Here is a 24513-nt window from a genome sequence, read left to right on the forward strand (position 1 = left end):
ATAAACAACATATTCGATAATCGGAATAAAAAAACAGGTGAAACCCGCATTATGATTGGGTTATTCAAATATCTTAACTAAAACTTCCACAATTTGATAAAAGTCGAAAAAACAAGACTTTTCGACTTTGCTGACGATGGAGGTAGTTCTAAAGATAGAAGAGCCTTTGGATCTCCTCGCTTGGCGCTTCCTTAAATTCCCGGCGCAGCATACGTTTGAGTGAATCGTATTGCTTTAATGCGGCAAGTCGATCGTGACTCGCGAGCTGTGCTCGTATGAGTGCAACATGAACATTTTCGCTCCATGGGACATGTTTGATCGCTTTCTTAAGCAGTTTAACGGCAGCGTCATATAGCTGATTTTTCATATAATGAGTACTCAGTCCCTGGATAAGCTCGAGATACCGATTCTCTAGCGTTTGGCGATGATGCTCCGCCCAATTATAATCGTTCCCCTCCAAATAACCTCCAGCATACAAAGCTATTGCATGTTGGATTGTACGAACGTCAGACTCTTCAACAAGATTCTCAACAGCTACTATTTGCTCGAAGGTGTGCAGATCGCTGTCCAAGACGTCCATTCTAAGACGATAATAACCACGGTTATGCTCCAGCACATCATCTAATCCTGACATAGACAAATTTCTGCGCAAATAATGAGCCGTCGTATTGAAATATTGGGATATTCGTTTGGAATCGTCCCCCCAGATCGCATCCATGATGCGGAATCGGTCAACGGCTTCACCATGATGGTGGATAAGGAAGGCAAGCAGTTCTTCCGTCTTGGCAGTTCGCCACTTGATTGCAGAACCGTCAGCATGGAGTGCACGGAATTTTCCGAAGCAATGGATGTGTAACTTCGTTGATGCAATCAAGCGGAGAGCCCCCTCTGCGACAGATTAAGTGCGGCATATTCTTCCACAGTTTAACATCGCACCCTTATTGCAGCCAAGTGAAAATTCGTGTTCATTCGACATGGGTTGACAGGGTGAATTATAGAAAAAAATTCGAAGAAAATGGTTTACCTCGGGGCAAGAAATTGATATTATAAATGACAAAGAAATGCGACGAAGAGATGAGTAGGTAAATGGATTCTTTCGCAGAGAGCCCCGGTTGGTGAAAAGGGGCAAAGAAGACGTTATCGAAGAAAGACTCCGAGCAGCGCGTCGGAACCCGGCAAGAAGAACGGGGGGTGATGCGACAGGAGCTCCTGTTACAGAGCTAGAGTATAAGCATGGGCTTGACCCTGTCGTACTTGAAGAGGCGGATATGGCGACATATTCGCGAATCTAGGGTGGTACCGCGAGAGTCCAATCTCGCCCCTGAGACTGTAGACAGTCTTGGGGGTGGGATTTTTTTGATTCTAGGAACAAGCGCGACTTCCATGTAATATAAGATAGATAAGTTCAATAAAATTCGATCGACCATTAGGATTCACACATAATAGAGGAGGCAATGTATCACATGACACAATTATTGAAGGTCGGCATTGTTGGCGGTACAGGAATGGTAGGACAGCGTTTCGTGCAGCTGCTGGACGGACATCCATGGTTTCAGGTAACAGCGATTGCAGCAAGCGCGGGCTCCGCTGGCAAGACTTACGAGCAATCCGTACAAGGCAGATGGAAGCTGGACACACCGATTCCGGAGAATGTGAAGTCGATTCTGGTGCAGGACGCTTCGAAGGTCGAAGAGGTTGCGGCGGGCGTGGACTTTATCTTCTGTGCAGTGGACATGAAGAAGGATGAAATTAAGGCGCTTGAGGAAGCCTATGCCCAAACAGGGACGCCAGTTGTCTCCAACAACTCGGCTCATCGCTGGACGGCAGACGTGCCTATGGTTATTCCGGAGATTAATCCGGAGCATCTTGAAGTTATCGCCGCTCAGCGCGAGCGTCTTGGTACGAAGACGGGCTTTATCGCAGTTAAGCCGAACTGCTCGATTCAGAGTTATGTTCCAATGTTGAACGCGCTCAAAGAATTCGGGCCCAAGACGGTAGTCGCTTCGACCTACCAAGCGATCTCCGGTGCCGGCAAGAACTTTACCGACTGGCCTGAAATGCTCGATAACGTCATTCCTTATATCGGCGGCGAAGAAGAGAAGTCCGAACAAGAGCCGCTTCGCATTTGGGGCAGCGTAGAGAACGGCGAGATCGTGAAGGCGAGCGAGCCGCATATTACAACACAATGTATTCGCGTTCCGGTAACGGACGGTCATCTCGCTACGGTATTCGTATCCTTTGAGAACAAACCTTCCAAAGAGGAAATTCTCGAGCGTTGGAGCAGTTTCAAAGGTCGTCCGCAGGAGCTGGAACTGCCAAGCGCGCCGAAACAATTTATCACGTATTTCGAAGAAGAGAATCGTCCGCAGACAGGTCTTGATCGTGATATCGAAGGCGGTATGGGCGTTTCCGCTGGTCGCTTGCGCCAGGACTCGTTGTATGATTACAAGTTTGTCGGTTTGTCGCATAATACGCTTCGCGGCGCTGCCGGCGGTGCTGTATTGATTGCTGAATTGCTGAAGGCTGAAGGTTATATCACGGCTAAGCAAGTCTAATCTCAATTCGCAAAGTTGATCATATCACGTTTGTTAAAGGCGGAAACGGAGGAACCAGACATGGCCGAAACAACTAAGACGCTAAGAATTTGCGACAAAGGACATCGTTATTACAAAAGCAGCGACTGTCCCACTTGCCCGAAGTGCGAGCAGCTAAACGCGACGACAAACGGATTTATGGCAACTGTATCTGCACCAGTGAGACGTGCGCTAGAGACGGAGGGCATCTCAACGCTGGAGGAGCTATCCGCATATTCCGAGAAGGAGCTCCTGAAGCTCCACGGTGTAGGGCCGTCTTGTCTGCCTAAACTTCGTGAGGCGTTGTCGGAGCAAGGTCTGTCCTTTAAGTCTCCCCAAAAGTAAATCATTATATGGGCTGTAAGCCGCGACTTTTCACCGAAAGGTGGAGGGCGCGGCTTTTTTTGGCATGCGAAAAAACCGTAGTTCCACTGGCAGCAAGCAGCAAGGTGCTCGAAAGCAGAGAGGTGCTCGAAAGCAGTAAGGTGCTCAAAGCTCGCTTGCATCAGGTGATTGACGTGGTGATTGACGTGGTGATTGATGAGGTGAATGATATGACGAATGATGTATTACTTACAGCAATATCTCGTGAATGGAAGCCAGTTAGGGAAGATTGATGTATTCGGTACAGGAAAAAAGGGATAAGGAAGAGCATTCAGAGGGAACGGCGCGAAAATGATGTACAGGGTGCAGGAATGTTCAGCTTCTCGAGGATTAGAGACTAGAAAGATGTATATTAAGCAGGATTGTCAATTCCGCCCTCAATCCATTCAACTCCCAAGTTGTAGAGGCTTCGCGGCTTTCTAATCTCAGTAATCTCGAAACGAAACGCTCCTATTCACCCAAAGACAGCATAACCTTGTCACCATGCTAATGATTCCGAAACATCAAATAGATGTGATAGATAACCAATCGTTGTTGTATGGTTCCGCTTTCGCGAAAGCCTTATCATTGTGTTCAGGAGGGGAACATGATGGGAAGACTTTATAAATACCGTTGGCAATACGCCATGATTTTGCCGGCCGTTGTGCTGTTGTTTCTATTCAATTACGTACCGATGGCAGGCATTCAGATCGCCTTCCGAGACTTTCAGATCGGCTCGTCGATATGGAACAGCGCTTGGGTAGGCTTCGATAACTTTTCGTTTTTGCAGGAACCTCAATTTTGGGTCGTTGTGACCAATACGCTTTATATTTCCGTGCTGAAGTTTATCTTCGGATTTCCGGCTCCAATATTGCTAGCATTAATGATTAACGAGGTTATACATTCCGGCTTCAAACGATTCGTGCAATCGGTGAGTTACTTGCCACACTTCTTCTCATGGATCGTCGTTGCGTACATTCTGCAGTCGTTCCTGACGCTCGATGGAGGGCTTGTCAACGATGTTATCCAGAAGACCGGCAACGAATCGATATTCTTCCTTGGCTCGACGGAGTGGTTCCGGCCGATGATCGTCGGAAGCGGCTTGTGGAAGGAAGTCGGCTGGAATACAATCTTGTATCTGGCGGCGATTACCGCAATCGACCCGCAGCTGTACGAAGCAGCGAAGGTTGAGGGAGCGGGCAAATGGGCGCAAATCCGCAACATCACGATTCCGGGTATTATGCCGACTATTTCGATCGTGCTGATCCTAAGCATCCCAAGCTTGATTACGGTAGGCATGGATCAGATCTATCCGATGATGAACTCGGCGAATATGTCGGTAGCGGATGTTCTGGACACGTACGTACTCCGAAGCGGCTTGCAGCAAGGATACTTCGGCATGGCGACAGCGGTAGGACTTCTATCGTCGATCATTGCCTTGATTCTTGTCCTGCTAACGAATGGGTTGTCGCGCAAAATTAACGGCGAAGGGCTTTGGTAACTTATGAAACTTGCAGCTTCAGAAAAGGTCGGTCAGACCATTATCATCGTCTTATTATCGCTACTATGCTTAAGCGTTATCTATCCGTTCTTGTATATGCTCGCCATCTCGCTTAATGAGGGAGCGGACGCGGCAAGAGGCGGCGTATATTTGTGGCCGCGATCGTTTACGCTGATTAATTATGAAATCGTGCTCGGTAACGAGGTTATCAGAGGTGCGTATCTCATCACGATCGCCAGAACGATCATCGGAACGATCGTAGGGATGTTCGTGACACTGATTGCAGCTTACGGCTTGTCCTACCGGGGATTACCGCTCCGCAAAGGCATCCTGGCTTATATTCTGATTACGATGTTGTTCAGTGGCGGACTTGTGCCGCTCTACATTCAGCTCTTTAACCTGGGATTAACGAATACGTTCCTCGTGTACATCATCCCGGCGGCCTTCTCGGCTTGGAACATGTTCGTCATGCTGAAGTTTTTGCAGGGTATCCCGGAAGCGCTCATTGAGTCTGCTGAGCTGGATGGCGCGGGTCCGGTGCGCATCTTGTTCCAGATCATCATGCCGCTCTCCAAGCCGATGCTTGCAGCATTAGGACTTTTCACCGCGGTTGGACACTGGAACGACTGGTTCGCCGGCGCATTCTATGTCTCGGATCAATCGCTGATCCCCGTGCAGACGTTCTTGCAGCAACTGCTTAACGCATCCGACTTGTCGGCCGTTATGGGCTCGAACAACAATCAGGAAGCACTCGCACGCGGCTCGCAGCAGAACATCACATTGATGTCGATTAAGATGGCTGTCGTAATGGTAAGCGCGCTGCCGATCCTATGCGTGTATCCGTTCTTGCAGAAGTATTTTGTCAAGGGCGTGCTGATCGGTTCTGTCAAAGGTTAAGGCTAGAGGTTAAAGGTTAATCCAAACAATAGCGGGTATAATGATTCAACCATATACCAATACACAGTTACACAATCGCAGGGGGAGGCACATCAACATGAAGTGGGGAAAAAGAAGCAAAGGCGCGATCGCTGCCGCACTGGCAACGACGCTTGTATTGGCAGGCTGCTCTGGTAACGCCAACGAACCGTCGGATACGACTGGTAACAACGCAGCGGTGGGCGGCAGCACGGATTTTAACTTGTGGCTCGGATGGTCGGCTACAATCAATAACGACAGCTCCGTACAAAAGTATTGGAAAGAGAATGAGCCTGGCGTAGGCGTGACGCTTGAAGCGACACAAGGTGATGCAGCTACGGCACTTAATCTGAAGCTTAATACCGGCGGCTTCAAGGACGCGGCGATCTTTAGCCGCAGCGAGACGGTAGAGAGCGCGATGTTGAGATCCAAGAAGGTACAATCCTTGGAGCAATATTTTGATATGCCGGACAAATATCCGGGACTTGCTTCGATTCCGAAAGAATATTTGGAAGAGATGAAGGATGCAGACGGGCATATCTGGTCCATCCCGACTTGGTTCGATCAGAACCCGGATAATCCATGGCCGGGCTGGGCTTCGCAAACATGGCTTGTGCGGACGGATGTGCTCGAACAAGTTGGCATGAAGCTAGAGGATCTTGCTACACTGGAAGGCGTGGAGCAATATTTGACCAAAGCGGCAAGCGTGAAGGATGCTTCCGGCAAATCGCTTAATCCGATGGGCTTCCTGATGGATCCGAGCGATACGATCGGCTGGAACGATGAGAACGCGATTCTGAGCACCTTCGGCGTAACGACAGGCAGCGCGGGCGGCGTCATTCCGGTTGAGGAGAAGAACGGCGAGTTTGTTCTGCTGTATGATGATCCTCAGTACAAAGCGGCATACGAATGGCTGAACAAGATGTATCAATCCGATCTGATCGATCCCGAAGTCGTAACGGACAAGAAGGAGCGTTACAAGGAAAAAAATAAATCCGGAAGAACCGCGCTTAACGTAGGCAGCTTCTTCAATGTCGATGCGACATTGTGGGAGACGCTCGACGGACCGACGGAGCCGGGCTGGTTCTACCAAGTTGTACCGTTCCCTAAAGTGGACGGCGTAGAGAAAGTTGGCGCGAACCAAGTCGTTAACCCGTATCCGGGTTATGACGTATATGTGAGCAAGGATTCCAAAAATCTCGAAGCCATTCTGAAGTTCTTTGATTACACATTGCAACCGAAGGCTGAGCAACAGCAAGTCATTAATGAAGGTCCGGCAGGCGTGTTCTGGGATTGGGTTGACCAGCCGCTCGGCGAATGGAAATATGTCGACGATGCATACAAAGCCGAGCGCAACAGCGGCGACGTAGCACGCAAATCGACGGTAACGCCAGAGCTGTACATGGCTTCGTCGTATAATAATGATTGGTATCCGTGGTGGAACTACGGCGAGGCTGACAAAGCAGGGGCAAAACGCACCTCGGAGTTCACATCAGAAGTTGGCGCAATGGGCGGCGTACGCGGAGCCCAGCCTTATGATATGGTTAAAGCGGTGCCAGGCGGTCTATGGGAGAAATACGGACCGGAGCTTGAGATCGTGCGCAAGGAGTACAGAGCGAAGCTGATTATGGCGAAGGACTCCGCGGCTTTCGAGACGGCATGGAACCAGTTCCAGGATGCGCTCGAGAAACGCGCACACTGGAGTGAACTGAAGGTGGAATGGCAGACATCGTATGATGCGATGATCAAGTAATGACAGGATAGTGGCAGGAGCAATCCCGTAGTGGGGGTTGCTCCGTTTGCCTTTTTTCATTTCTCAATTAGGGACGGCCGGGAGTGGTAAAGAGATGTTGCTGCGGTTTATCGAACGAAACGTCATTAGGGTGACACGCGGATTGAACATGCGTGGGAAAATCCTGCTTCTATACGGATTGATCGTATTTGTGCCTACGGTCTTTCTCGGCATTGGGGCAGGTTATTTCTCGCTGAAGAGTGTTCGTGATAACTATATGGTCACGATCCAGGAGGCGGTGCGCCAGACGACGCAAAATATCGAATTCCGCAAGCAGGCCTATGATCTCCTTGCCGTTCGTACAGCAACCGACGGGGAGCTGTCGACCAGACTGTCTCGAGAGCATGCGGATATGTCCGACCAGTTGTTGACGCTCGAATACGTGGATCGTTCATTTCTCTCCACGAACGAGCTGCTGCCCGGCATTGGACTGTTCCGGATTTATCACACCAACGAGACGCTGGTTCAAGACGGCCGGCTGTTATGGAAGCCGGAGCAGCGGCTTTTCGCCGGACGCACGGAGTCGGAGTGGTATAACGAGACGCTAGAGTCGGGTGAGTCTCTAAGATGGATTAACGTACCGGGAAAGCCCGAGCTGATCATGGTATCGCATAAAGTGTTCAGCGCAAGCGGGGCCACAGTCGGGGCGATCTTCATGCAGCTCGATTATGACATCGTTTTCGGTGATTTGCTGGACCGTCCGTTCAACGGTGCGGGCGATATCTACATTATGGATCACAATCAGCGGATCATTGCTTCTTCGCGAGAGGATGAATTGGGTTCGGTTGCGCGAATACCGGAGCTGGAGGGGGCCATGTCAGGGGCACCTATCTCGGAAGGCGTCATCCTAGACGACAAGCAGATTATTGTGGAGACGCTGGACTCCGGCTGGAGCGTGGCGGCGGTGTTGCATATGGACCAATTGGAGCGGCAATCCAAGCGGATTGTGTATGGGATCGTGGGAGGCATCGCATTTTTCTTGCTGCTATCCACTTTCATGGTGCTTACTGTGCTCAAAAATATCGTCTGGAGGATCCGCAAGCTTGGAAGCCGGATGAATGATATCGCAGAGGGAGAATTCGATGTCACCGTCACGAGCAGGGACAAGGATGAACTGGGCGAGCTGGAGATTCTGTTCAACTCGATGACGGGCAAGCTGGGGACCTTGGTCGAAGATATCACCCATTCGAAGCTCAAGGAGCGGGAGCATTCGTTCCGGGCACTGCAAGCGCAAATTAATCCGCACTTTATCTATAATTCGCTCAGCTTGATCCGATGGCGGGCGATGGATCAAGGCGATCGAACCCAGATACGCGCAATAGACGCCTTAACGACGTTCTATCGCTTGGCGCTAGACAACAGAGTGAACGTGACGCGTATCGAGACAGAGCTGCAGCATGTGGAATCATATCTGGACATACAGGAGCTTCGTTACCCGAATCAGGTCATGATCGAATGGGATATCGATCCAGAGGCAAAGCCTTATTACACAATCAAGATGCTGCTGCAGCCCATTGTAGAAAATTGTTATGTACATGGCGCCATTATGCAAAGAGAAGGCGCGTTTATACGTATTTCGGCACGGATGGAAGAGGATCGTATCCGCTTCGAGATTCAGGATAACGGCGCGGGTATGTCGGAGGAAACACTGGAGGCGTTGCGCGCAGGGGAGCGAACAGGCTCTGGTAATGGCTTCGGCACGGCGAATATAAGGGAGAGACTGCTGCTGTACTTCGGCGGCGACAGCAGCATGACCATTGATAGCGCTCCTGGAGAAGGGACGATCGTGGCGATCGAAATGCCCGCTTGTCTGGAGCAACCGGAAATCAAGAAAGGAGATGTTCTATGATACAGGTTCTAATTGTTGATGACGAGCCGACGCATATCGCAGGGCTGGTCCGGCATGTGGACTGGGAAACGCTAGGCTACGCGCCGCCGCTGACGGCACAATCCGGCGAGGCGGCGCTCCGAATCTTGCAGGAGCATCACATCGATGTATTGATTACGGATGTGTCGATGCCCATTATGACGGGGATTGAGCTCGTATCACGCTGTAAGGAACTTGGTTATCGTCTTCAGGTGCTTATTATTAGCGGCTACAACGAATTTGAATTCGTGCAGGAGGCCATTCATGTCGGGGCACAGGCGTATGTGCTAAAGCCGATCAAGATTGAGGAAGTCGAGGCCAAGCTGACTGCGTTCGGTGCAGCAATTAAGAAACAAAAGGATATCGAGACGGAGACGAATGAGCTGCAAGAGAAGGTATCCGGAAGTCTCGATGTTGTGAAGGAACGGTTTGTCAACGAGTTAATCATAGATGGTCTGACAGACGAGGATACCAAGGAATCTTGGCTGCGGCTGCTGGAGCTGCCTGAATTGAAGCGAGGAATCAGTCTGATCTCATTCGGCTATGACCGATTTATGGATGGCGGTCGCGACGCTCGGAGCCGTGTTGTAAGAGGTGGCGGATTCTTGAAGTCGGTAAAGGTCAGTCTGGCTGACTACCCTGGCATAATCGCGGCAAGTATGGGCCCTGAGGAAGTGGTGGCCGTGCACTTGAATCCCTCGCCGAACGAGCAGGCACGGTTGGAGAAAGGGATTGCCTTCGTGCAGCAATGGATTCGCGAGCAATACGGTTCATCCGTTACGGTAGGGATAAGCCGCATCTGCAAGGATTGGAATGAAGTGCCTCTTGCCTACAAGCGAATGAAATTTATGATGGCAAAGGCTAGGCTGATTGATGGCGGACAAGTGCTGTACGAGGAACGGCTGGACGAAAGCGAATTTCTGGAATACCGGGTTAGCGTAGAATATATCCCGGAGATTGTCCGCATGCTGGAGAAGCCTGACGAGACGGAGAAGGCGGTGGAATATGCAAGCAGCGTGCTGGATATGCTCATTGCAATGAATCCCTTCACCTACATTCAAGCCTTCGGCTTCGGTCTGCTAAGCGAGCTCGCTCGCAAGCGGAAGCTCCAAGAAGATAACGCGGCCGACATCACCATTCCCGTATGGCAGCGGCTTATAGATTGCACGACCGTGTCGCAGGTGAAGGACGCCATTATGGACTTTCTGACGCAATATGCGGAGACGGAGCAATCCAAACAAAACTCTCACCAGCATAATTTGATTCAGCGTATTGCGGACTATATTGAATCGCATATTCATGAGAACGTTACCGTCAAGCAGTTGGCGGAGCTGCATCACCTTAATGCAAGTTATCTTAGTGTGTTATTCAAGAAATCAACCGGGAAAACCGTAACAGAATTTATGCAGGAAACACGTATGAACAAGGCAATGGAGCTGCTGCGGGATCCGCATATTCGTATCTACGAAGTGGCGGAGCAGGTTGGGTTCCAGACTGCGGCCTATTTTACTTATTTATTCAAGAAAACAACGGGCTACACGCCCCAAGAATATAGAGATTATCACTAAGGAATATTGGGAGAATGGGAGAGTGACCTTGCTATGATCGAGACAATTAGCTTGGAAGGCGAGTGGCAGCTGCAGTTAGATCCTGAGAAACAAGGGACGGGGGAAACCTTCGATGATGTTATGCTGCTTCCTGGCACGACATCACACGCGCGCAAAGGTCCGATCAACACAGAGGCGCTTGCGGGATCGCTTACGGATGCATATAAATTCGATGGTTATGCTTGGTTCTCGCGCGTGGTGAGCGTAACGGAGGCACAAGCGGGGCTTCATGCTTCGTTGTATCTGGAGCGTACGCGAGTGACGACTGTTTGGGTGGATGGTGTATGGATTGGTTCGCAGAACAGCTTGTGCGCGCCACATGTGTATGAGCTTGGCAAGCTGTTGACGGCGGGCACGCATCGGATTACGATCAGGGTCGACAACACAAATTATCCGACCAAGGGCGGACATATGACATCGCCGGATACACAGACAAACTGGAACGGCATAACGGGCAAGCTGGAACTCCGATTGTTCGGAGAAACGTATCTATCCGATGTGCAGGTTTATCCGGATACGGCAGCTCGAACGTTCACGATTCGGGCCAAAGTGAACGGTAAGCTTCAGGGCTATCTGATCATCTCTGCTGTGTCTACAGCCGGGGATCATGTCGTGGCTCCGGTTGCCAATGCCATTGAAGGGGATGAGCTCGAAGTTGTTTATGTCATGGGCGAAGATTCGTTGTTATGGAGTGAGCACGCTCCTCATCTGTATGAGCTGAGGCTGCAGGTGACAGGTGGGCATGGCGAGCTTGTGGATGAGCAGACCATCGTGACAGGGCTGCGCGACTTCCGGGCAGATGGCGACAAGTTTACGATTAACGGGTACAAAACATTCCTTCGGGGCAAACACGATGGCCTAATCTTCCCGCTCACCGGCTTCGCACCGACAACACTAGAGGAGTGGATGCGGATCCTTGGTATTGCGAAATCTTATGGCATTAATCATTATCGCTTCCATACCTGTTGCCCGCCCGAAGCGGCATTCGAAGCGGCGGACAGACTAGGCATCTATATGGAGCCGGAGCTGCCATTCTGGGGAACGGTGACGGAGGTGGGCGATGAGAAGCATAAAGCAGCGGAGCAGCAATATTTGATCTCAGAAGGTTACGCCATCCTGCGTGCATTCGGCAATCACCCGTCATTCGTCATGATGTCGCTTGGCAACGAGTTATGGGGGAGCAAGAAACGAATCGCGGAAATTATGAGGGGTTACAAGGAATACGACAATCGTCCGTTGTACACGCAAGGCTCAAACAACTTCCAGTTCGTTCCAGACATTCTTGAAGAAGACGACTTCTACTGCGGGGTCAGATTCTCGCGCGATCGGTTGTTCCGCGGGTCGTATGCCATGTGCGACGCACCGCTGGGACATATCCAGACGGATAAACCAAGCACGATGAAGGACTACGATGAGGAGATCGTGCCTAGCAGCACCACGGTGGCGGGTTCAGCAGGCGGAGAGCTGCAGATTCAGTACGGAACGGAAGCGATAACGGTGAAGGCGGAGGCTGCGGATGAGCTGATTCCAAGTATCCCTGTTGTATCGCACGAGATTGGACAATTCGGCATGTACCCGAATTATGATGAGATCGAGAAGTACGAAGGACCGCTGAAGGCGCGAAACTTCGAACTGTTCCGAGAGCGTCTCGAGAGCAAGGGCATGGGGCATCTCGCGGACCAATTTTTCCGAAGCTCCGGTAAGCTCGCTGTGGAGTGTTACAAGGAAGAGCTGGAGGCGGCGTTCCGGTCTCGGCGTCTGGCAGGCTTCCAGCTTCTCGACTTGCAGGACTTTAACGGCCAAGGGACGGCGCTCGTAGGCGTACTGGATTCATTCATGGACTCAAAGGGACTCGTCGATCCGGAGGAGTGGCGGACGTACTGTGCGGACGCGGTGCTGCTGGCACGGTTCGAATCGTACGTATGGGTGTCGGGTGATACGTTCCGCGCGAGCGTGGAGCTGGCATGGTTCAGACCGGAGCCGATGGAAGGGTTAGAGGCGCGTTGGGAGGTGGCGTTAGACGGAGAAACGTTGGCGTCTGGAGGTCTGCAAGCAGGTGGAGCGGGAGTCGGATTGGGATTAGGAGCTGGAGCAGGAGCTGGAGCTGGGGAACCTTATGTAGACTTTGGTGCGTTTGAAGCCATGCTGCCTTCGCTTGATACGGCTGGTCAAGCTGAACTCCGCTTGTGGATCGAAGGGACGGATGTGCGCAAATCATATCCGCTCTGGATATTCCCGCATATCGAAGCCGGCGGGGAACTTGACGGTGTACATGTATACGACGGACTGACGGGCGAAGCGGTATCATTGTTGGAGCAAGGCGAGAACGTGGTGTTATTCGCGCGGCCGGATGGTTTGGCGAGCAGCATTGAAGGCACGTATTGCACCGACTTCTGGAATTATCCGATGTTCCGTTCCATCTCGGAGAGTATGAACAAGCCCGTCCCTGTAGGTACGATGGGCTTGCTGATCGATAACGGGCATCCAGCGCTGCAAGGTTTCCCAAGCGATACGTATTCCACGTACCCATGGTGGAGCATCGTCTCCCGTTCGCGTTCGCTCATCCTGGACGACTTGCCGCAGGAGCTTAGCCCGATCGTGTCGACGATCGACAACGTCGAGCGCAACCATAAGCTTGGTTTGCTGTTCGAGTGCCGGGTCGCGAGCGGCAAGCTGCTTGTGTGCGGTGCATCAGTAAGTGATCTGGCGGAGACGCCGGAGGGACGACAACTGTTGCGAAGTATCGCGAGCTACATCCAGTTGGACGACTTCAAGCCGGAAACGACGGTGGAGCTGACCGCGCTGCGGGGGCTGTTTGTATAGCCTCCTTGCGGGAGGCGGAGCGTTGCAATGAAAAGATAGTTACTATAACGGGAAGTCATGATTTGAAGTCCGGGAGACAGGTTCTTCCGGTCTTTTTGTTATCTAGGACGAAGCTTACTGCGAGTAAGTGACCTGCAAGCAGGAGAAATTATATCCTGACATCACTTAAGTGGTGTAGTTTGAAGTTGTATTTAAGTATTTACTTAATTAAGTGATTGGTTTATAATGAGTGCATGGATAAATTCACAGCGATAGCAGACTTGACGAGAAGACGCATTATCGAGCTGCTTGCCTCCGAAGGCGAGCTGTCGGCTACGGACATTAGCGGCCGCTTCGAGGTTAGCGCCCCGGCCATCTCGCAGCACTTGAAGGTGCTGAGAGAAGCAGGCGTGCTGACGGTGGAGAAGCGGGCGCAGCAGCGTATTTACCGGCTTAATCCGGAGGCTATAGCCGAGGTCGAGGACTGGGCGAAGCAGTTCCGCGCGATGTGGAACAGAAGATTTGATAAGCTTGACCGTTTGTTGGAGGCGCGTATGCTGAAGCAAGACCACAACCAAACCGAAGGGAACGATGAGTGATGACAACCGTTAACGAAATCAAATTGATCGCCGAGCCAGGAGGGCAGATGATCATCATCGAAAGGGAGTTCGAGGCGCCGAGAGAGCTCGTATTCCAAGCCTTTACCGATGCTGAACTGTTTGTCGAGTGGATGGGTCCCCGCACGCTGAAGATGAATCTCGAGACGTTCGACGCCAGGGACGGCGGATCGTGGCGCTACGTTCACAGCGACGACGATGGCAACGGCTATGCATTCCGCGGCTCGTTTCACGAGGTGACGGCGCCTGTACGCATTATTCAGACGTTCGAGTTCGAAGGATTGCCCGAGCGAGGGCATGTCACGTTAGAAACGGCGGAGTTTGTAGAGCTGCCGGGCGGGCGTACGCGCATCCTTATGGAATCCGTGTTCCGCTCTAATGCCGATCGCGACGGCATGCTGCAATCCGGCATGGAGGGCGGCATGAACGATTCCTTCCTTCGTCTTGGAGAGCTTTTAGAGAAATTGCAAACCAAATAAGTGCGGATAAAGATCGAATGCTAGCGGATTCGCTATATTCAGAGACAAGGCAGACCAGGCTAAAGCTTGGTCTTTTTTGAATTCTAAGAATTTATAAGTTTCGCACCTTATCTGGACTTAGAATTCTCGGAATGAAACGCGCCCCGCTACCAAAGGACGGCGTAGCCGTTTCACCTTGTGCCTGTACGTAACATTCCTCGATAGCCTGCATCAAGCAAATCTAGCGTTTTACCGATATGATTCGTTAATTATACGGGAACCGTGGGTTCGGGCTTTACAATAGATCCATATTATCATAATAATCTCTTGATATTCGGACCTTAAACTCATCATGAGACAAGCCACCTAAGAAACGGAGTGATTCTGTTTGAAGAAGTATGGTAAACAAACGCTGGCCGTCGTGCTGGCATCGCAGCTTGCGCTAGGCGGAACATTGGTCGGAGCGCCGGTCGTATCCGCGGAGCCGGAGCCATTCGGCGACAGCTTCGAAGTCAAGAAGATCGGCGAATATGTCGTTGGCAGCAGCGCTGACGGCGGCGTGGCTGAAATCGTCAAATTCAACAAAGACAACGGCAGATTCTATTTGGTTAACGGAGCGGCGAATCCGCCGAGCTTGGATATCGTTACCCTTGGCAACGGGAGCGCCTTGACGAAAGAAAGATCTGTTATGGTCAAGACGCTTGCCGAAACGGAAGGATTCGTATTCGGCGATTTGACCAGCGTCGACGTCAATACGGAGATCGATCGCATTTTTGTGGCGGTACAAGCGGAAGGCGCGCTAGAGCAAGGCAAGATTTTGGAGCTTGATTATGCGGGGAATCTGATCCGGGCATACGCGGCAGGCGTTCAACCGGACATGATCAAATCCACGCCGGACGGTCGTTACGTCATGACGGCCGACGAAGCGGAGCCGCGTCTTGGGTTTTCGGAGGATCCGGAAGTAGGACTGCAGGACGCGCCGGGAAGTGTCACGATCGTTGACAGATCTACAGGCGACAGCACTCAAGTTTATTTTGAAGATGTAGCAGTGATCGATGATGATGTTCATATTCGCAATACGCTGGAGCCGGATGGTAAGGTCATTACGGGTAAGGGGCCCAAATCCCACGCTTATCTCGATTTCGAACCTGAGTATATCGCGCTCTCCGATCCTGAAGACGAGGAAGACATGAAGGCTTATGTCGTCTTGCAAGAAAATAACGCAATCGCGACAATTGACATCGAAAGTCAAACCGTCGAATCGGTGAAGAGCCTCGGCTTCAAGGATCACAGCTTGCCGGGCAACGAGCTTGATCTGCTCAAAAACAGCGAGATTCAACTTCAAAACGCACCTTTCAAAGGGGTGTACATGCCGGACGGCATGGCTTCCTACACGATAGGCGAAACGACATACCTGTTCACGGCGAACGAAGGCGATGCAACGGAATGGGATAATCTCGAGAACATTGCAAAAATCGAAGATGTGAAAGGCGATCTGACAGTTGGCACTGCCGTGTATGATTTCCTTCACAACGTCAATACGTACAACAAGGTCGAAGTGTTGACGGACCGCGGCAACGACGGGATCTACCTCTTTGGCGGACGTTCGTTCTCGATCTGGAACGCGGATACAATGGATCAGGTGTACGATAGCGGCAGCGACTTCGAGACGATTACCGCAGATAGATTGCCGGATTACTTCAATGTCAGCAACGATAAAGCGGAAATGGACGGGCGCAGCACCAAAAAAGGTCCAGAGCCTGAAGATATTAAAGTCGGCACCGTGGGTAACAAAGCTCTTGCGTTTATCGGTTTGGAGCGCATTGGCGGCGTCATGACGTATGACGTCACCAATCCTGTTGAACCTCAATTCATGAATTACACGAATACTCGGGACTTTGAAGTAATTGATGTAGTCGATGATGAAGAACTGAACTTAAGTACCGACACAGGTCCGGAAGGTATCGAATTTATTCCGGCTACTGAAAGCCCGACTGGCTTGCCGCTTCTGTTGGTAGCGTTCGAGGTTGGCGGACGTGTAGGCGTCTATGAGCTCGGCGTGACGAAAGTGACGCTGAACCATAAGATGCTGTCGCTCACGACAGGTAACGCAGCTACACAACTGACAGCTACGGTCGATGCGATGGGCGACGGAGAGGAAACCGTTACATGGACAAGCTCCGACGCGACGGTTGCTTCAGTTGACGCGAACGGCAACGTAAGACCGCTTAAAGCAGGCAGCACGGTTATTACCGCGATTAGCGAAGACGGTTATGGTATTGCGGAGACGACGGTATCCGTTTCTAACCCGTACTATCCTGTAGACCCAACGCCGACGCCATCGCCAACACCGACTCCAACACCAACGACAACACCTGTGCCGACTACAACGCCAACACCGGAAACGCCTGAGTTCTCGGACGTGTTCGGTCACTGGGCAGCTGAGCCGATCAACAAGCTGGCTGAGAAAAAGATTCTGGAAGGTATGCCGGACGGCAGCTTCCAGCCTGACAGCCAAATGACGCGCGCACAATACATGGCCGTTCTGTTCAGGCTGCTAGGTCTCGAAGAGTCAGACTCGTCGCAAGGCTTTAATGACGTAGCGGACGACGCTTGGTACAGCACATATGTGAATGCGCTGAGCGAATTCGGTATCGCGACAGGTTACCCGGACGGCAGCTTCCAGCCGGACAAAGAAATGACTCGCGAGGAAGCATTCGTGCTTCTGTATCGCGCAGTGAAGGATTCGTTGCCTGAAGGAAGCGGAGCTGCTCCAACATTCGACGATAGCGCTGACGTATCCGACTGGGCGCAAGAAGCGATTGCGGCCTTGGTCGAAGCTGGCGTCGTTGAAGGTTCGCCGGACGGCAAGCTGAATCCGCAAGGCACGATCACACGCGCAGAGATCGCGAAGATTATCGCGGCGTTTGTAGAATAAGCAACACAAAGAGAACCGAGAGCAGATGCTGCTCCCGGTTCTCTTTGCTTTGCAGCTGTTTCTTGTAGCGCAACCTTCGCGGGCCTGACCGCATTCTTGCAGTTCGATCTAAGTGGATATTCGCTTGAGGAGCAGCTGCCGGATATCCCGGATCCCGTGGAGAAATCTGGCGGCATGAAGAGCCGCGTGCAGCTTATCATGGACATGGCTCGCAGCGAGAAGCTGTCGATGCTGGAACTGGGACGCCGTATTCCCGGCGCTCCGCAAGAATTACGAGGGCTCGACGCTGCGCGAGCATCTGGGACTTGAGCGTCCCGGCGTCGGTCATTTTCGAAACAAGCAAGCGGCGGTTAGTTCAGGCTAATGTGTCTCTCTTGGGGGAATGAATGCTCGGGGCGCGCGAGAAACTTACGGAAGCTTTCAGAAACTTTCGGAAAAGCAGGTTATGCTAAACATCCGGCTCCAAATGTGATAGTATGGTTCTGTCCAATCGAGAAGAGGAAGTGACGGAACATGATTAACATTACGATCCCTGAGCCGGACGTGTCCATTCGCAAGCAGGAGAACCCGCAGCTCAGCCACATCTTTGGTTTTACCGATTTTCATTTGATCACGCGCGAGAAGGGCGGCTTCTTCACGTTTTACAACGACAAAGATGAGCTGTTGTTCGTGGGAAAAGCCCGCAAGCTAAGACCGCGGATCAAAAAACATTTCGAGGATTCCGTCTCCGAGATGAAAAACCATCGCGAAGAGGTTGCACGGATCGACGTATTCGTGAACGAAGACGCCGTGGAGCGGGACATCTACGAAACGTACATCCTTAACCGGCAAAGAGCCAAATACAACGTGGAAAAGGCGTTCTACAAGTAAATTGTAAACGCAGGATTCACGCGGTACAAATGGAAAAAGAAGCAGTCAGCCAACGTTGCGACGTTGTGCGGGCTGCTTCTTTTTTTGGTGTGCCTAAGCATTTATTAGTCTGTATCGGGGCAGAACGCGCCTTGTCACAAGAAGAAAGGCGTCCTAGCGTAAGGCAGCTGGGGCCGATAGCCCGAGCTGCCTTACGCTAGGACGCCTCCGCTAGAACTCGCTCAACCCGCCGATGCCATCGTGCGGTTGCGGCCTTGGCGCTTCGCTTCGAAGAGCGCCTCATCGGCCAAACGGAACGTTTCGTCGAAGCCGCCCCCGTTCGCGCCATGAACCGCGACGCCGATCGACACCGTGATCGGCCTGCCTGTCGGGCTGATCGTCTGTTCGACGCGCCCGCGCAGGCGCTCGGCGAATTCGGTCCCTTCCCGCAGGTCCCGCATTGGCAACAGCACAATGAATTCTTCACCGCCCAGGCGGCAAACAAGCTCGTCCTCCCGGCATTCGGATTGCAAGAGGAGCGCAAGATGGACAAGCGTTTCATCCCCTTTGTGATGACCGTACTTGTCGTTGACGCTTTTGAAGTGATCAATGTCCAGCACGATAAGCGCATATCCGCGGGACACATGATGAGGGACAGACAGCCACTCCTCGAGACCGGCCCGATTAGCCAGCCCCGTCAAACGGTCTGTACGAGCCAGCAGGCTGTTGCGATCCGCCTCGTGCTGCAAACTTTGCATCGCGGTTATCATGGCACGAGCTAAGTGATGCGCTTCGTCGTTCCAATGGCTCTCGAACGGAGGTCGGTTGAGCCTCTCTCCCGCCGCGATGGAGCGTGCCGTCGCCGTCAGCTCTACGAATGGCTTCGCCAGTCTGCGGGCGGCCCATACGCTCAAAGCAAGGACGAGAGCGGCGAAGGGAAGGCTCCAGCTCAGCTGTGTTTTCCAAATCGCTGCTTTGGCCTTGTCGATGGCGGATACCGGCGACTGGAAGACGACGCCCCATTCTGCGTCTGCTACTTGCAGGTATCCTGCAAAAAGCTCTTCTCCCTCAGCATCATGCGTTATCGCCGAACTAACGTTAGGCTTTCCCCATGTCTCTGTGATAATGGACGCTGGCAAAATGCGAGATTGTCTGCTCTTATCCGGATTAAGCAACAGCTCGCCTTGTTTGTCCACCAGATAAGCAAACGACCCAGCGCTGCTTTTCATCGCGTGTTCGAACATGTCTGAGAATATGTTCCGTTCCGACAAGTTAATGAGACCGGCAAGGAAACCGCTTTGTTCTCGGCCCGGCGCCCCCACAGGATGCAAAACCATGATCAGAAGTTTGCCGGTAGGCGACTCGAACGTCCCGGTAACTTGTGGGCCGCTCTCGCGTGCTCTGGGCTTCTGCACGAGCAGAACTGCTTCGAGCGAATCGCCAGCAATGTAACCCGATTCCGGCGTTGCGGACTGGACATGGCCGGCATTGTCGATCAGCAGCGCTCCGTTAAACAAGCGGTTGCCGACGAGCAACGCGCCAAGCGTTTTGGAGCTATTTTCCATCGGGATTTGTTCCTCCGCCATGTATCGTGCGGTGCTGCCGAGCTCGCGGAACATAATGTCTTTGATCGTGTTGACCGAGATCGTCAGATTTCTTGCGCCTTCGAAATTGCTTTGCAGCATGGAGGCGGTTAACGCTTGGTGTTGCTTGCGAACTGACGTCGTGATTAGGACGAAGGTCAGGGTGATTAGCGTAACGGCCAGCAGTCCCGCCAGCAAGCTATGAAATTTGAACCGCCTGCCCATCAAGCGGTTTCGTCGTCGTTCCATCGTACACACCCTTTATCCAAGATCAATATAGGTGACAATGTTCGACAATAATATCCATTTTTCCTGCACCATCTTTATGAATTATGATCGAATAGCCCTGGCCAGCCGTCCGACGCCTTCTGCGATCGCTTCGGTTGTTAAACCTCCGTACCCCATAACGATCCGATTCTTGTGGCGACCTCGTATCATGGCGTAATGCTCCACTGCGTAGACCTGGACTCCCTCCTCTTGAATACGAGAGATGAGAGCGGGTGTGAAATCGACGTCAGCCAACTCCACGACGAGATGCATCCCAGCCGACTCGCCCAGTATACGAGCTTGCGGAAGCTGCTTTCGCAAGCTGGATACTAACGTCTCTCGGCGCTTGCGATAGATTTTTTTCATCCGCCGAATATGGCGATCGAAATAACCTTCATCCATGAAACGCGCAAGAATAAGCTGCTCCAGAGTAGAGGTATGGCGGTCGGCGAACCACTTGAGCCGGCGATAGTCGTCAACGAAGCGAGTAGGCAGGACGGCATAGCCGATCCGGAGCGAAGGAGATAATATTTTGCTAAAGGTGCCGACATAGATGACGCGATCGGGATCCAGACCTTGCAACGAATGGACAGGTACGCCCTCGTATGTAAACTCGCTGTCGTAATCGTCCTCGACGATGTAACTATCTGTTCGACGCGCATATTCGATGAGCTGGATGCGACGCTGAATGGGTAACGTTCCGCCAAGCGGAAACTGATGCGAAGGTATGACAAAAACAAAATCGGGCGTTTCGTCAGTAGGCAGCATATCGGGAAGAATGCCTTTGTCATCCACGGGAATGGGTACCAGCTGTGCGCCGGCATAGGTGAAAATCGTGCGCATCTCGTCCGTGACGGGATCCTCTACGGCGATTCGAGCCGGCTTATCCTTGGATAGCAGCTCGGTGATGAGATGAAGCGCCTGCGTAGCGCCGGATGTAATCACGATCTGCTCCGGGTGACAACGCACGCCGCGAGCCTGCAGCAAGTATCGAGCGAGTACTGTCCGAAGCTCATAGGATCCTTCGGGAGCGGAATAACCAAAGGTCCGCTCGGGCGTGAGCAGGCAGACCTCCTTGGCAAGTCTCCCCCATGCGGCGCGTGGGAAGTAGTCGGCGGCAGGATGTGCCGCACGAAAGTCGATCGCGGATTCTGATCGTTTGACTGTCTTCGTGGATGATGCAGCAAGTGTCTCCCTGCCAGGCTGAGCCGCTTCCGAAGCTAGGAAGGTAGAGCCGGCAGCGACATAAGTTCCGGATTGTGGTCGAACCTCCAGATAACCTTCGGCCAGCAGACGGTCATATACCTCCAGCACGATGTTGCGAGATACGCCTACCGAAGAAGCTAGCTCCCGGCTGGAAGGAAGTTTTTCTCCTTCGACCATTTCATTATGCAGGATTCGTTGTCTTATTTGATCATATAGCTGGACCGTCAGCGAAGTCGTCAGCGATCGATCGACCGGTAACCAAAGAATGGTGGTCACTCTCCTTATGGCAGTACAACTGGTACTATCATCTTTCGATCTTTCTGGATCTAATGGATACCAGTATAGCATGTTATGCTGTCAGCAAGGAATCGAGAGGAGCGTGTGTTTCATTATGAAAACGATTGGATTGATTGGCGGGCTAAGCTGGGAGTCGACGGCCGACTATTACAAATACATTAATCAAGGCGTGAGCGAACAAGCGGGAGGGCTGAATTCGGCCAAGTGTATGCTGTATTCCTGCAACTTCGAAGAGGTTGTCCAATTGCAGAAAGCCGGAGAATGGAAGCAAGCGGCGGAGCTGCTCGCGGATGCTGCGCGGAAGCTGGAAGCAGGGGGCTGCGATACGATATTAATCTGTACCAACACGATGCATGTGGTGGCAACCGAAGTGCAGGAGGCAGTAAACGTGCCATTGCTTCACATTGTGGAAACAACCGCAGCACAAATCAAAAAAAGTGGGATGACGCACATCGGATTGCTTGGCACTCGTTACACGATGGAGCAGAGTTTCTATACCGATCGCCTGCGCGAGCATGGTATCGAAGCTATTATTCCGAATGAGGCCGATCGTATGCGGGTGCATGATATTATTTTTGGAGAGTTGTGCAAGGGTGAAATTAAGGCTTCCTCGAGAGCGGAGTATAAAGCGATTATCGAACGGCTGCGACTGCAGGGCGCGCAAGGCATCATCCTAGGCTGCACCGAAATACCGCTGCTGCTCAAACAATCGGATGTAGAAATGCCCCTGTTCGATACGACGCGCATCCATGCGGAAGCAGCAGTTGAATTTGCTCTTGAAGTGGAAGTTGTTGCATAATCTGATAACCGCAAACCTAGGTGATTGTGGAATGGGATTGGAAATATAAAGCAACTTCGGCCACGCTCATTACGTCTAATTAACATGAACACTTTAGGCGAATGAAGCTGGGGAAGGGGCTTGACATACAAATGATCAACTTATCGCGTACGATCGCGGTCATGTGTATCTTGCTTGCAGTGGCAACGGGATGCACGAAGTCGACCTTGGAAGAAGGACAATCGGATGACATCGTGGTTGCTACCGACACGGCTATAGCCGTGCTTGAAACAGCGGCTCCTACGATCGAAGTTGGAGAGCCAACGATAACTGTGAAGATTGATGAAGAGAGGGATACCGTCAGTCTAACCGCGAATCGTGACCTGGAGCGAGCATCGATCGAATTAAGTATTCAAACGACGATTCACGATGTACGAGCAGGCGGAGCGCTGGATTATCTCTACGCTGTAGAATGGTCGGATGACCGTCATGCAACCGTACGATTCAAGGAATTACCTCCGGAAGCTTCTGTTGGTTTCATGCTGGATGATGCACGAACAAAGGATGGAAAAACACTCGCGATCACCCTGCCCGAAGAGGGAAGGCGTGTTATTACCGTTCATGCGGGAGAGCCGTGGAGCGGCGTCAGATGGACGAATGTAGAGGGGCAAGTGGTCAAGGAGCAGCCTATACCTAACGCATCGTTCATTCAGGCAGCATGTTGTGAGTGGGGCGATGGGGTAATCAACGTCTATCTTTCGGACGGAAACCTGGATCAGCTCGATCCGGATACGGGAGATGTCTCCCGAACGAAGCCCGTGAACTGGCAAGATATTGAGGTTAGTCGGGGGAGCGACAGCGGCACTAGGGATCTGTATGCCTATCCGGCAGATGGGGAAAGCTACTATATCGCCAAAGGAATGGAATATGTATATCTGGTCGATCCCGAGTCGGAGTCTCGAAAGGCCATTTATCGATCACAGGATGCTGCGATATACGGACTCGCGTCATCGCCAGATGGGAGCAAGGTTGCTGTATTGATTGATTCGAACAGGAATCTTGGGACCTATGCGGATATGTTGATCTTTGACGCTTCGGGAAACCAGTTGTCCTTGTACGAGAAGGCGACCTATATTGGACATAGCGATGGTTTTCATTTTGTCTATCCGGCAGGTTGGCTCGATAACGATCGGGTTGCCCTTCTGAACATGGGACGCTCTGATATGAACTACCTTCGAGGGAAGTTGATTTACGACACGAAGAAGGGAACCGTTACGGAGCAAGAGAGCGGCGTAAGACCGGAGGAAGTAATCAGCTGCCTCCAAGAGGCGCTGCCGGGTTGGCCGGGAGACGAAATCGATATTTTCCGACTATTGCCGCGACCAGGTGACGAGGCCGGGCGTTATTACGCCGCTTACATTACGGGGCATATCCCGAGTCAAGGCACATACTTAATCGACGTGCAAACCAAATCGGTAACAAGAGCAGGATTAGGAATTGTGCTTGGCTGGAATAGGGATGGAAACTTGCTGACATGGTATTCCTCGGAGGAGAACTATCCCGAGGTGTCGGTATTGGATTAGTGTGGCTCCTGCAAATATTCTTCAAGTTGATCGAACGTACCGCGATAGCCTTGCTGCATAGAATCGAACATACCTCTGAAGAAAGCTTGCTGCGCAGGCGTCGCCATATGCGGATCAGCGATGAGCCTCACAGTCGTTTGCCCGCCTTGTTCTTCAAACAAAACCGTAATTTGAACTTCCAGCGGGAAGTCTGCGAATTCCGGACCAAATGGTGCAGGGACTGTTCGACCATCCGCATCGGAGAAGCAATTAAGAAAAACAAGCTTCTCTGGTGCTGCGATCTCCTGATAAATAAACTTCGCCCACATTTCGTTGCCGTCTGGGTGAGTCATGTTGTAATGAAATAATCCTTGCGGTCTCAGCTCTTGGTTCGCGACATGGATTATCGATCCTTTTGGTCCCCACCATTTGATGAGATGAGCAGCCTCCGTCCAAACTTTGAACACGAGATCCCTCGGCGCGTTGAATGTGCGAATAATCTCCAATTGTCCTTCCATTGTCATGTCATTGCCTCCAG

20 protein-coding genes and 1 other annotated feature are annotated in these 24513 nt (G+C 51.9%); of the genes, 16 read left to right on the top strand and 4 right to left on the bottom strand.

Translation table 11 applies throughout. From position 1 onward, the window contains the following. Positions 1–148: 148 nt before the first annotated feature. Positions 149–874 carry an AfsR/SARP family transcriptional regulator gene (locus ACX1C1_RS11370; protein ID WP_458957184.1) on the bottom strand — a complete coding sequence of 242 codons (726 nt, stop codon included), beginning with the start codon at positions 872–874 and terminating at the stop codon, positions 149–151. A 183-nt stretch (positions 875–1057) separates the two neighbouring features. Beyond that, positions 1058–1326: a binding site (T-box leader), on the top strand. Positions 1327–1463: 137 nt separating this feature from the next. On the opposite strand from ACX1C1_RS11370, the gene asd reads away from it, so the two are divergent. From asd to ACX1C1_RS11440, 14 genes are all read left to right on the top strand, one after another. Further along, entirely contained in the window at positions 1464–2555 is a 1092-nt protein-coding gene (asd, locus tag ACX1C1_RS11375) for an aspartate-semialdehyde dehydrogenase (protein WP_458957185.1), read from the top strand. A 60-nt stretch (positions 2556–2615) separates the two neighbouring features. After that, the gene (locus ACX1C1_RS11380; RefSeq protein ID WP_458957186.1) at positions 2616–2918 is read left to right on the top strand and encodes an RNA polymerase alpha subunit C-terminal domain-containing protein; all 303 of its coding nucleotides are present in this window, start codon (positions 2616–2618) and stop codon (positions 2916–2918) included. A 59-nt stretch (positions 2919–2977) separates the two neighbouring features. Further along, complete coding sequence (locus tag ACX1C1_RS11385) at positions 2978–3190, top strand: hypothetical protein (protein ID WP_458957187.1); 213 nt, start codon at positions 2978–2980, stop codon at positions 3188–3190. A gap of 353 nt (positions 3191–3543) precedes the next feature. After that, entirely contained in the window at positions 3544–4437 is an 894-nt protein-coding gene (locus ACX1C1_RS11390) for an ABC transporter permease (protein WP_458957188.1), read from the top strand. A gap of 3 nt (positions 4438–4440) precedes the next feature. Further along, positions 4441–5334, top strand: a complete 894-nt coding sequence (locus ACX1C1_RS11395; protein WP_458957189.1) for a carbohydrate ABC transporter permease — start codon at positions 4441–4443, stop codon at positions 5332–5334. Positions 5335–5431: 97 nt separating this feature from the next. Beyond that, a complete protein-coding gene (locus tag ACX1C1_RS11400) occupies positions 5432–7105 on the top strand; it encodes a type 2 periplasmic-binding domain-containing protein (RefSeq protein ID WP_458957190.1) in 1674 nt (557 codons plus the stop codon). A 94-nt stretch (positions 7106–7199) separates the two neighbouring features. Further along, positions 7200–8993: a cache domain-containing sensor histidine kinase gene (locus ACX1C1_RS11405; protein ID WP_458957191.1), complete on the top strand. Its 1794-nt coding sequence runs from the start codon at positions 7200–7202 to the stop codon at positions 8991–8993. Continuing rightward, positions 8990–10579, top strand: a complete 1590-nt coding sequence (locus tag ACX1C1_RS11410) for a response regulator transcription factor (RefSeq protein WP_458957192.1) — start codon at positions 8990–8992, stop codon at positions 10577–10579. Before ACX1C1_RS11405 ends, ACX1C1_RS11410 begins: the two co-directional genes overlap by 4 nt. A gap of 33 nt (positions 10580–10612) precedes the next feature. Next, a complete protein-coding gene (locus ACX1C1_RS11415; RefSeq protein ID WP_458957193.1) occupies positions 10613–13441 on the top strand; it encodes a glycoside hydrolase family 2 TIM barrel-domain containing protein in 2829 nt (942 codons plus the stop codon). Between the two features lie 233 nt (positions 13442–13674). Then, positions 13675–14019: an ArsR/SmtB family transcription factor gene (locus ACX1C1_RS11420; protein WP_458957194.1), complete on the top strand. Its 345-nt coding sequence runs from the start codon at positions 13675–13677 to the stop codon at positions 14017–14019. Continuing rightward, a complete protein-coding gene (locus ACX1C1_RS11425) occupies positions 14019–14516 on the top strand; it encodes an SRPBCC family protein (protein ID WP_458957195.1) in 498 nt (165 codons plus the stop codon). The genes ACX1C1_RS11420 and ACX1C1_RS11425 overlap by 1 nt, the downstream gene beginning before the upstream one ends. A 367-nt stretch (positions 14517–14883) precedes the next feature. Then, complete coding sequence (locus ACX1C1_RS11430) at positions 14884–17433, top strand: choice-of-anchor I family protein (RefSeq protein ID WP_458957196.1); 2550 nt, start codon at positions 14884–14886, stop codon at positions 17431–17433. Positions 17434–17529: 96 nt separating this feature from the next. Further along, a complete protein-coding gene (locus ACX1C1_RS11435; protein ID WP_458957197.1) occupies positions 17530–17742 on the top strand; it encodes a hypothetical protein in 213 nt (70 codons plus the stop codon). A 204-nt stretch (positions 17743–17946) separates the two neighbouring features. Beyond that, entirely contained in the window at positions 17947–18303 is a 357-nt protein-coding gene (locus ACX1C1_RS11440) for a nucleotide excision repair endonuclease (RefSeq protein ID WP_458957198.1), read from the top strand. 221 nt (positions 18304–18524) lie between these two features. Here the strand turns inward: ACX1C1_RS11440 and ACX1C1_RS11445 are convergent, their stop codons facing one another. Both ACX1C1_RS11445 and pdxR read right to left on the bottom strand, forming a co-directional pair. Then, the gene (locus ACX1C1_RS11445; protein ID WP_458957199.1) at positions 18525–20114 is read right to left on the bottom strand and encodes a sensor domain-containing diguanylate cyclase; all 1590 of its coding nucleotides are present in this window, start codon (positions 20112–20114) and stop codon (positions 18525–18527) included. Positions 20115–20195: 81 nt separating this feature from the next. Then, entirely contained in the window at positions 20196–21605 is a 1410-nt protein-coding gene (gene pdxR, locus ACX1C1_RS11450; protein WP_458957663.1) for a MocR-like pyridoxine biosynthesis transcription factor PdxR, read from the bottom strand. A gap of 124 nt (positions 21606–21729) precedes the next feature. Here pdxR and ACX1C1_RS11455 point away from each other — a divergent pair, with 124 nt between their 5' ends. Beyond that, positions 21730–22434: an aspartate/glutamate racemase family protein gene (locus ACX1C1_RS11455; protein WP_458957200.1), complete on the top strand. Its 705-nt coding sequence runs from the start codon at positions 21730–21732 to the stop codon at positions 22432–22434. 131 nt (positions 22435–22565) lie between these two features. Then, positions 22566–23996 carry a hypothetical protein gene (locus tag ACX1C1_RS11460; RefSeq protein ID WP_458957201.1) on the top strand — a complete coding sequence of 477 codons (1431 nt, stop codon included), beginning with the start codon at positions 22566–22568 and terminating at the stop codon, positions 23994–23996. Here the strand turns inward: ACX1C1_RS11460 and ACX1C1_RS11465 are convergent. Beyond that, positions 23993–24499 carry an SRPBCC family protein gene (locus ACX1C1_RS11465; RefSeq protein ID WP_458957202.1) on the bottom strand — a complete coding sequence of 169 codons (507 nt, stop codon included), beginning with the start codon at positions 24497–24499 and terminating at the stop codon, positions 23993–23995. The genes ACX1C1_RS11460 and ACX1C1_RS11465 overlap by 4 nt on opposite strands. Positions 24500–24513 lie beyond the last annotated feature (14 nt).

The organism is Paenibacillus sp. strain BS8-2 (assembly GCF_054483835.1).

Bases quoted from the DNA above. Each gene is read 5' to 3' on its own strand.
- asd (WP_458957185.1), top strand. From the start codon at position 1,464: ATGACACAATTATTGAAGGTCGGCATTGTTGGCGGTACAGGAATGGTA.
- ACX1C1_RS11380 (WP_458957186.1), top strand. From the start codon at position 2,616: ATGGCCGAAACAACTAAGACGCTAAGAATTTGCGACAAAGGACATCGT.
- ACX1C1_RS11390 (WP_458957188.1), top strand. From the start codon at position 3,544: ATGATGGGAAGACTTTATAAATACCGTTGGCAATACGCCATGATTTTG.
- ACX1C1_RS11395 (WP_458957189.1), top strand. From the start codon at position 4,441: ATGAAACTTGCAGCTTCAGAAAAGGTCGGTCAGACCATTATCATCGTC.
- ACX1C1_RS11400 (WP_458957190.1), top strand. From the start codon at position 5,432: ATGAAGTGGGGAAAAAGAAGCAAAGGCGCGATCGCTGCCGCACTGGCA.
- ACX1C1_RS11405 (WP_458957191.1), top strand. From the start codon at position 7,200: ATGTTGCTGCGGTTTATCGAACGAAACGTCATTAGGGTGACACGCGGA.
- ACX1C1_RS11410 (WP_458957192.1), top strand. From the start codon at position 8,990: ATGATACAGGTTCTAATTGTTGATGACGAGCCGACGCATATCGCAGGG.
- ACX1C1_RS11415 (WP_458957193.1), top strand. From the start codon at position 10,613: ATGATCGAGACAATTAGCTTGGAAGGCGAGTGGCAGCTGCAGTTAGAT.
- ACX1C1_RS11420 (WP_458957194.1), top strand. From the start codon at position 13,675: ATGGATAAATTCACAGCGATAGCAGACTTGACGAGAAGACGCATTATC.
- ACX1C1_RS11425 (WP_458957195.1), top strand. From the start codon at position 14,019: ATGACAACCGTTAACGAAATCAAATTGATCGCCGAGCCAGGAGGGCAG.
- ACX1C1_RS11440 (WP_458957198.1), top strand. From the start codon at position 17,947: ATGATTAACATTACGATCCCTGAGCCGGACGTGTCCATTCGCAAGCAG.
- ACX1C1_RS11445 (WP_458957199.1), bottom strand. From the start codon at position 20,114: ATGGAACGACGACGAAACCGCTTGATGGGCAGGCGGTTCAAATTTCAT.
- ACX1C1_RS11455 (WP_458957200.1), top strand. From the start codon at position 21,730: ATGAAAACGATTGGATTGATTGGCGGGCTAAGCTGGGAGTCGACGGCC.
- ACX1C1_RS11460 (WP_458957201.1), top strand. From the start codon at position 22,566: ATGATCAACTTATCGCGTACGATCGCGGTCATGTGTATCTTGCTTGCA.
- ACX1C1_RS11465 (WP_458957202.1), bottom strand. From the start codon at position 24,499: ATGACAATGGAAGGACAATTGGAGATTATTCGCACATTCAACGCGCCG.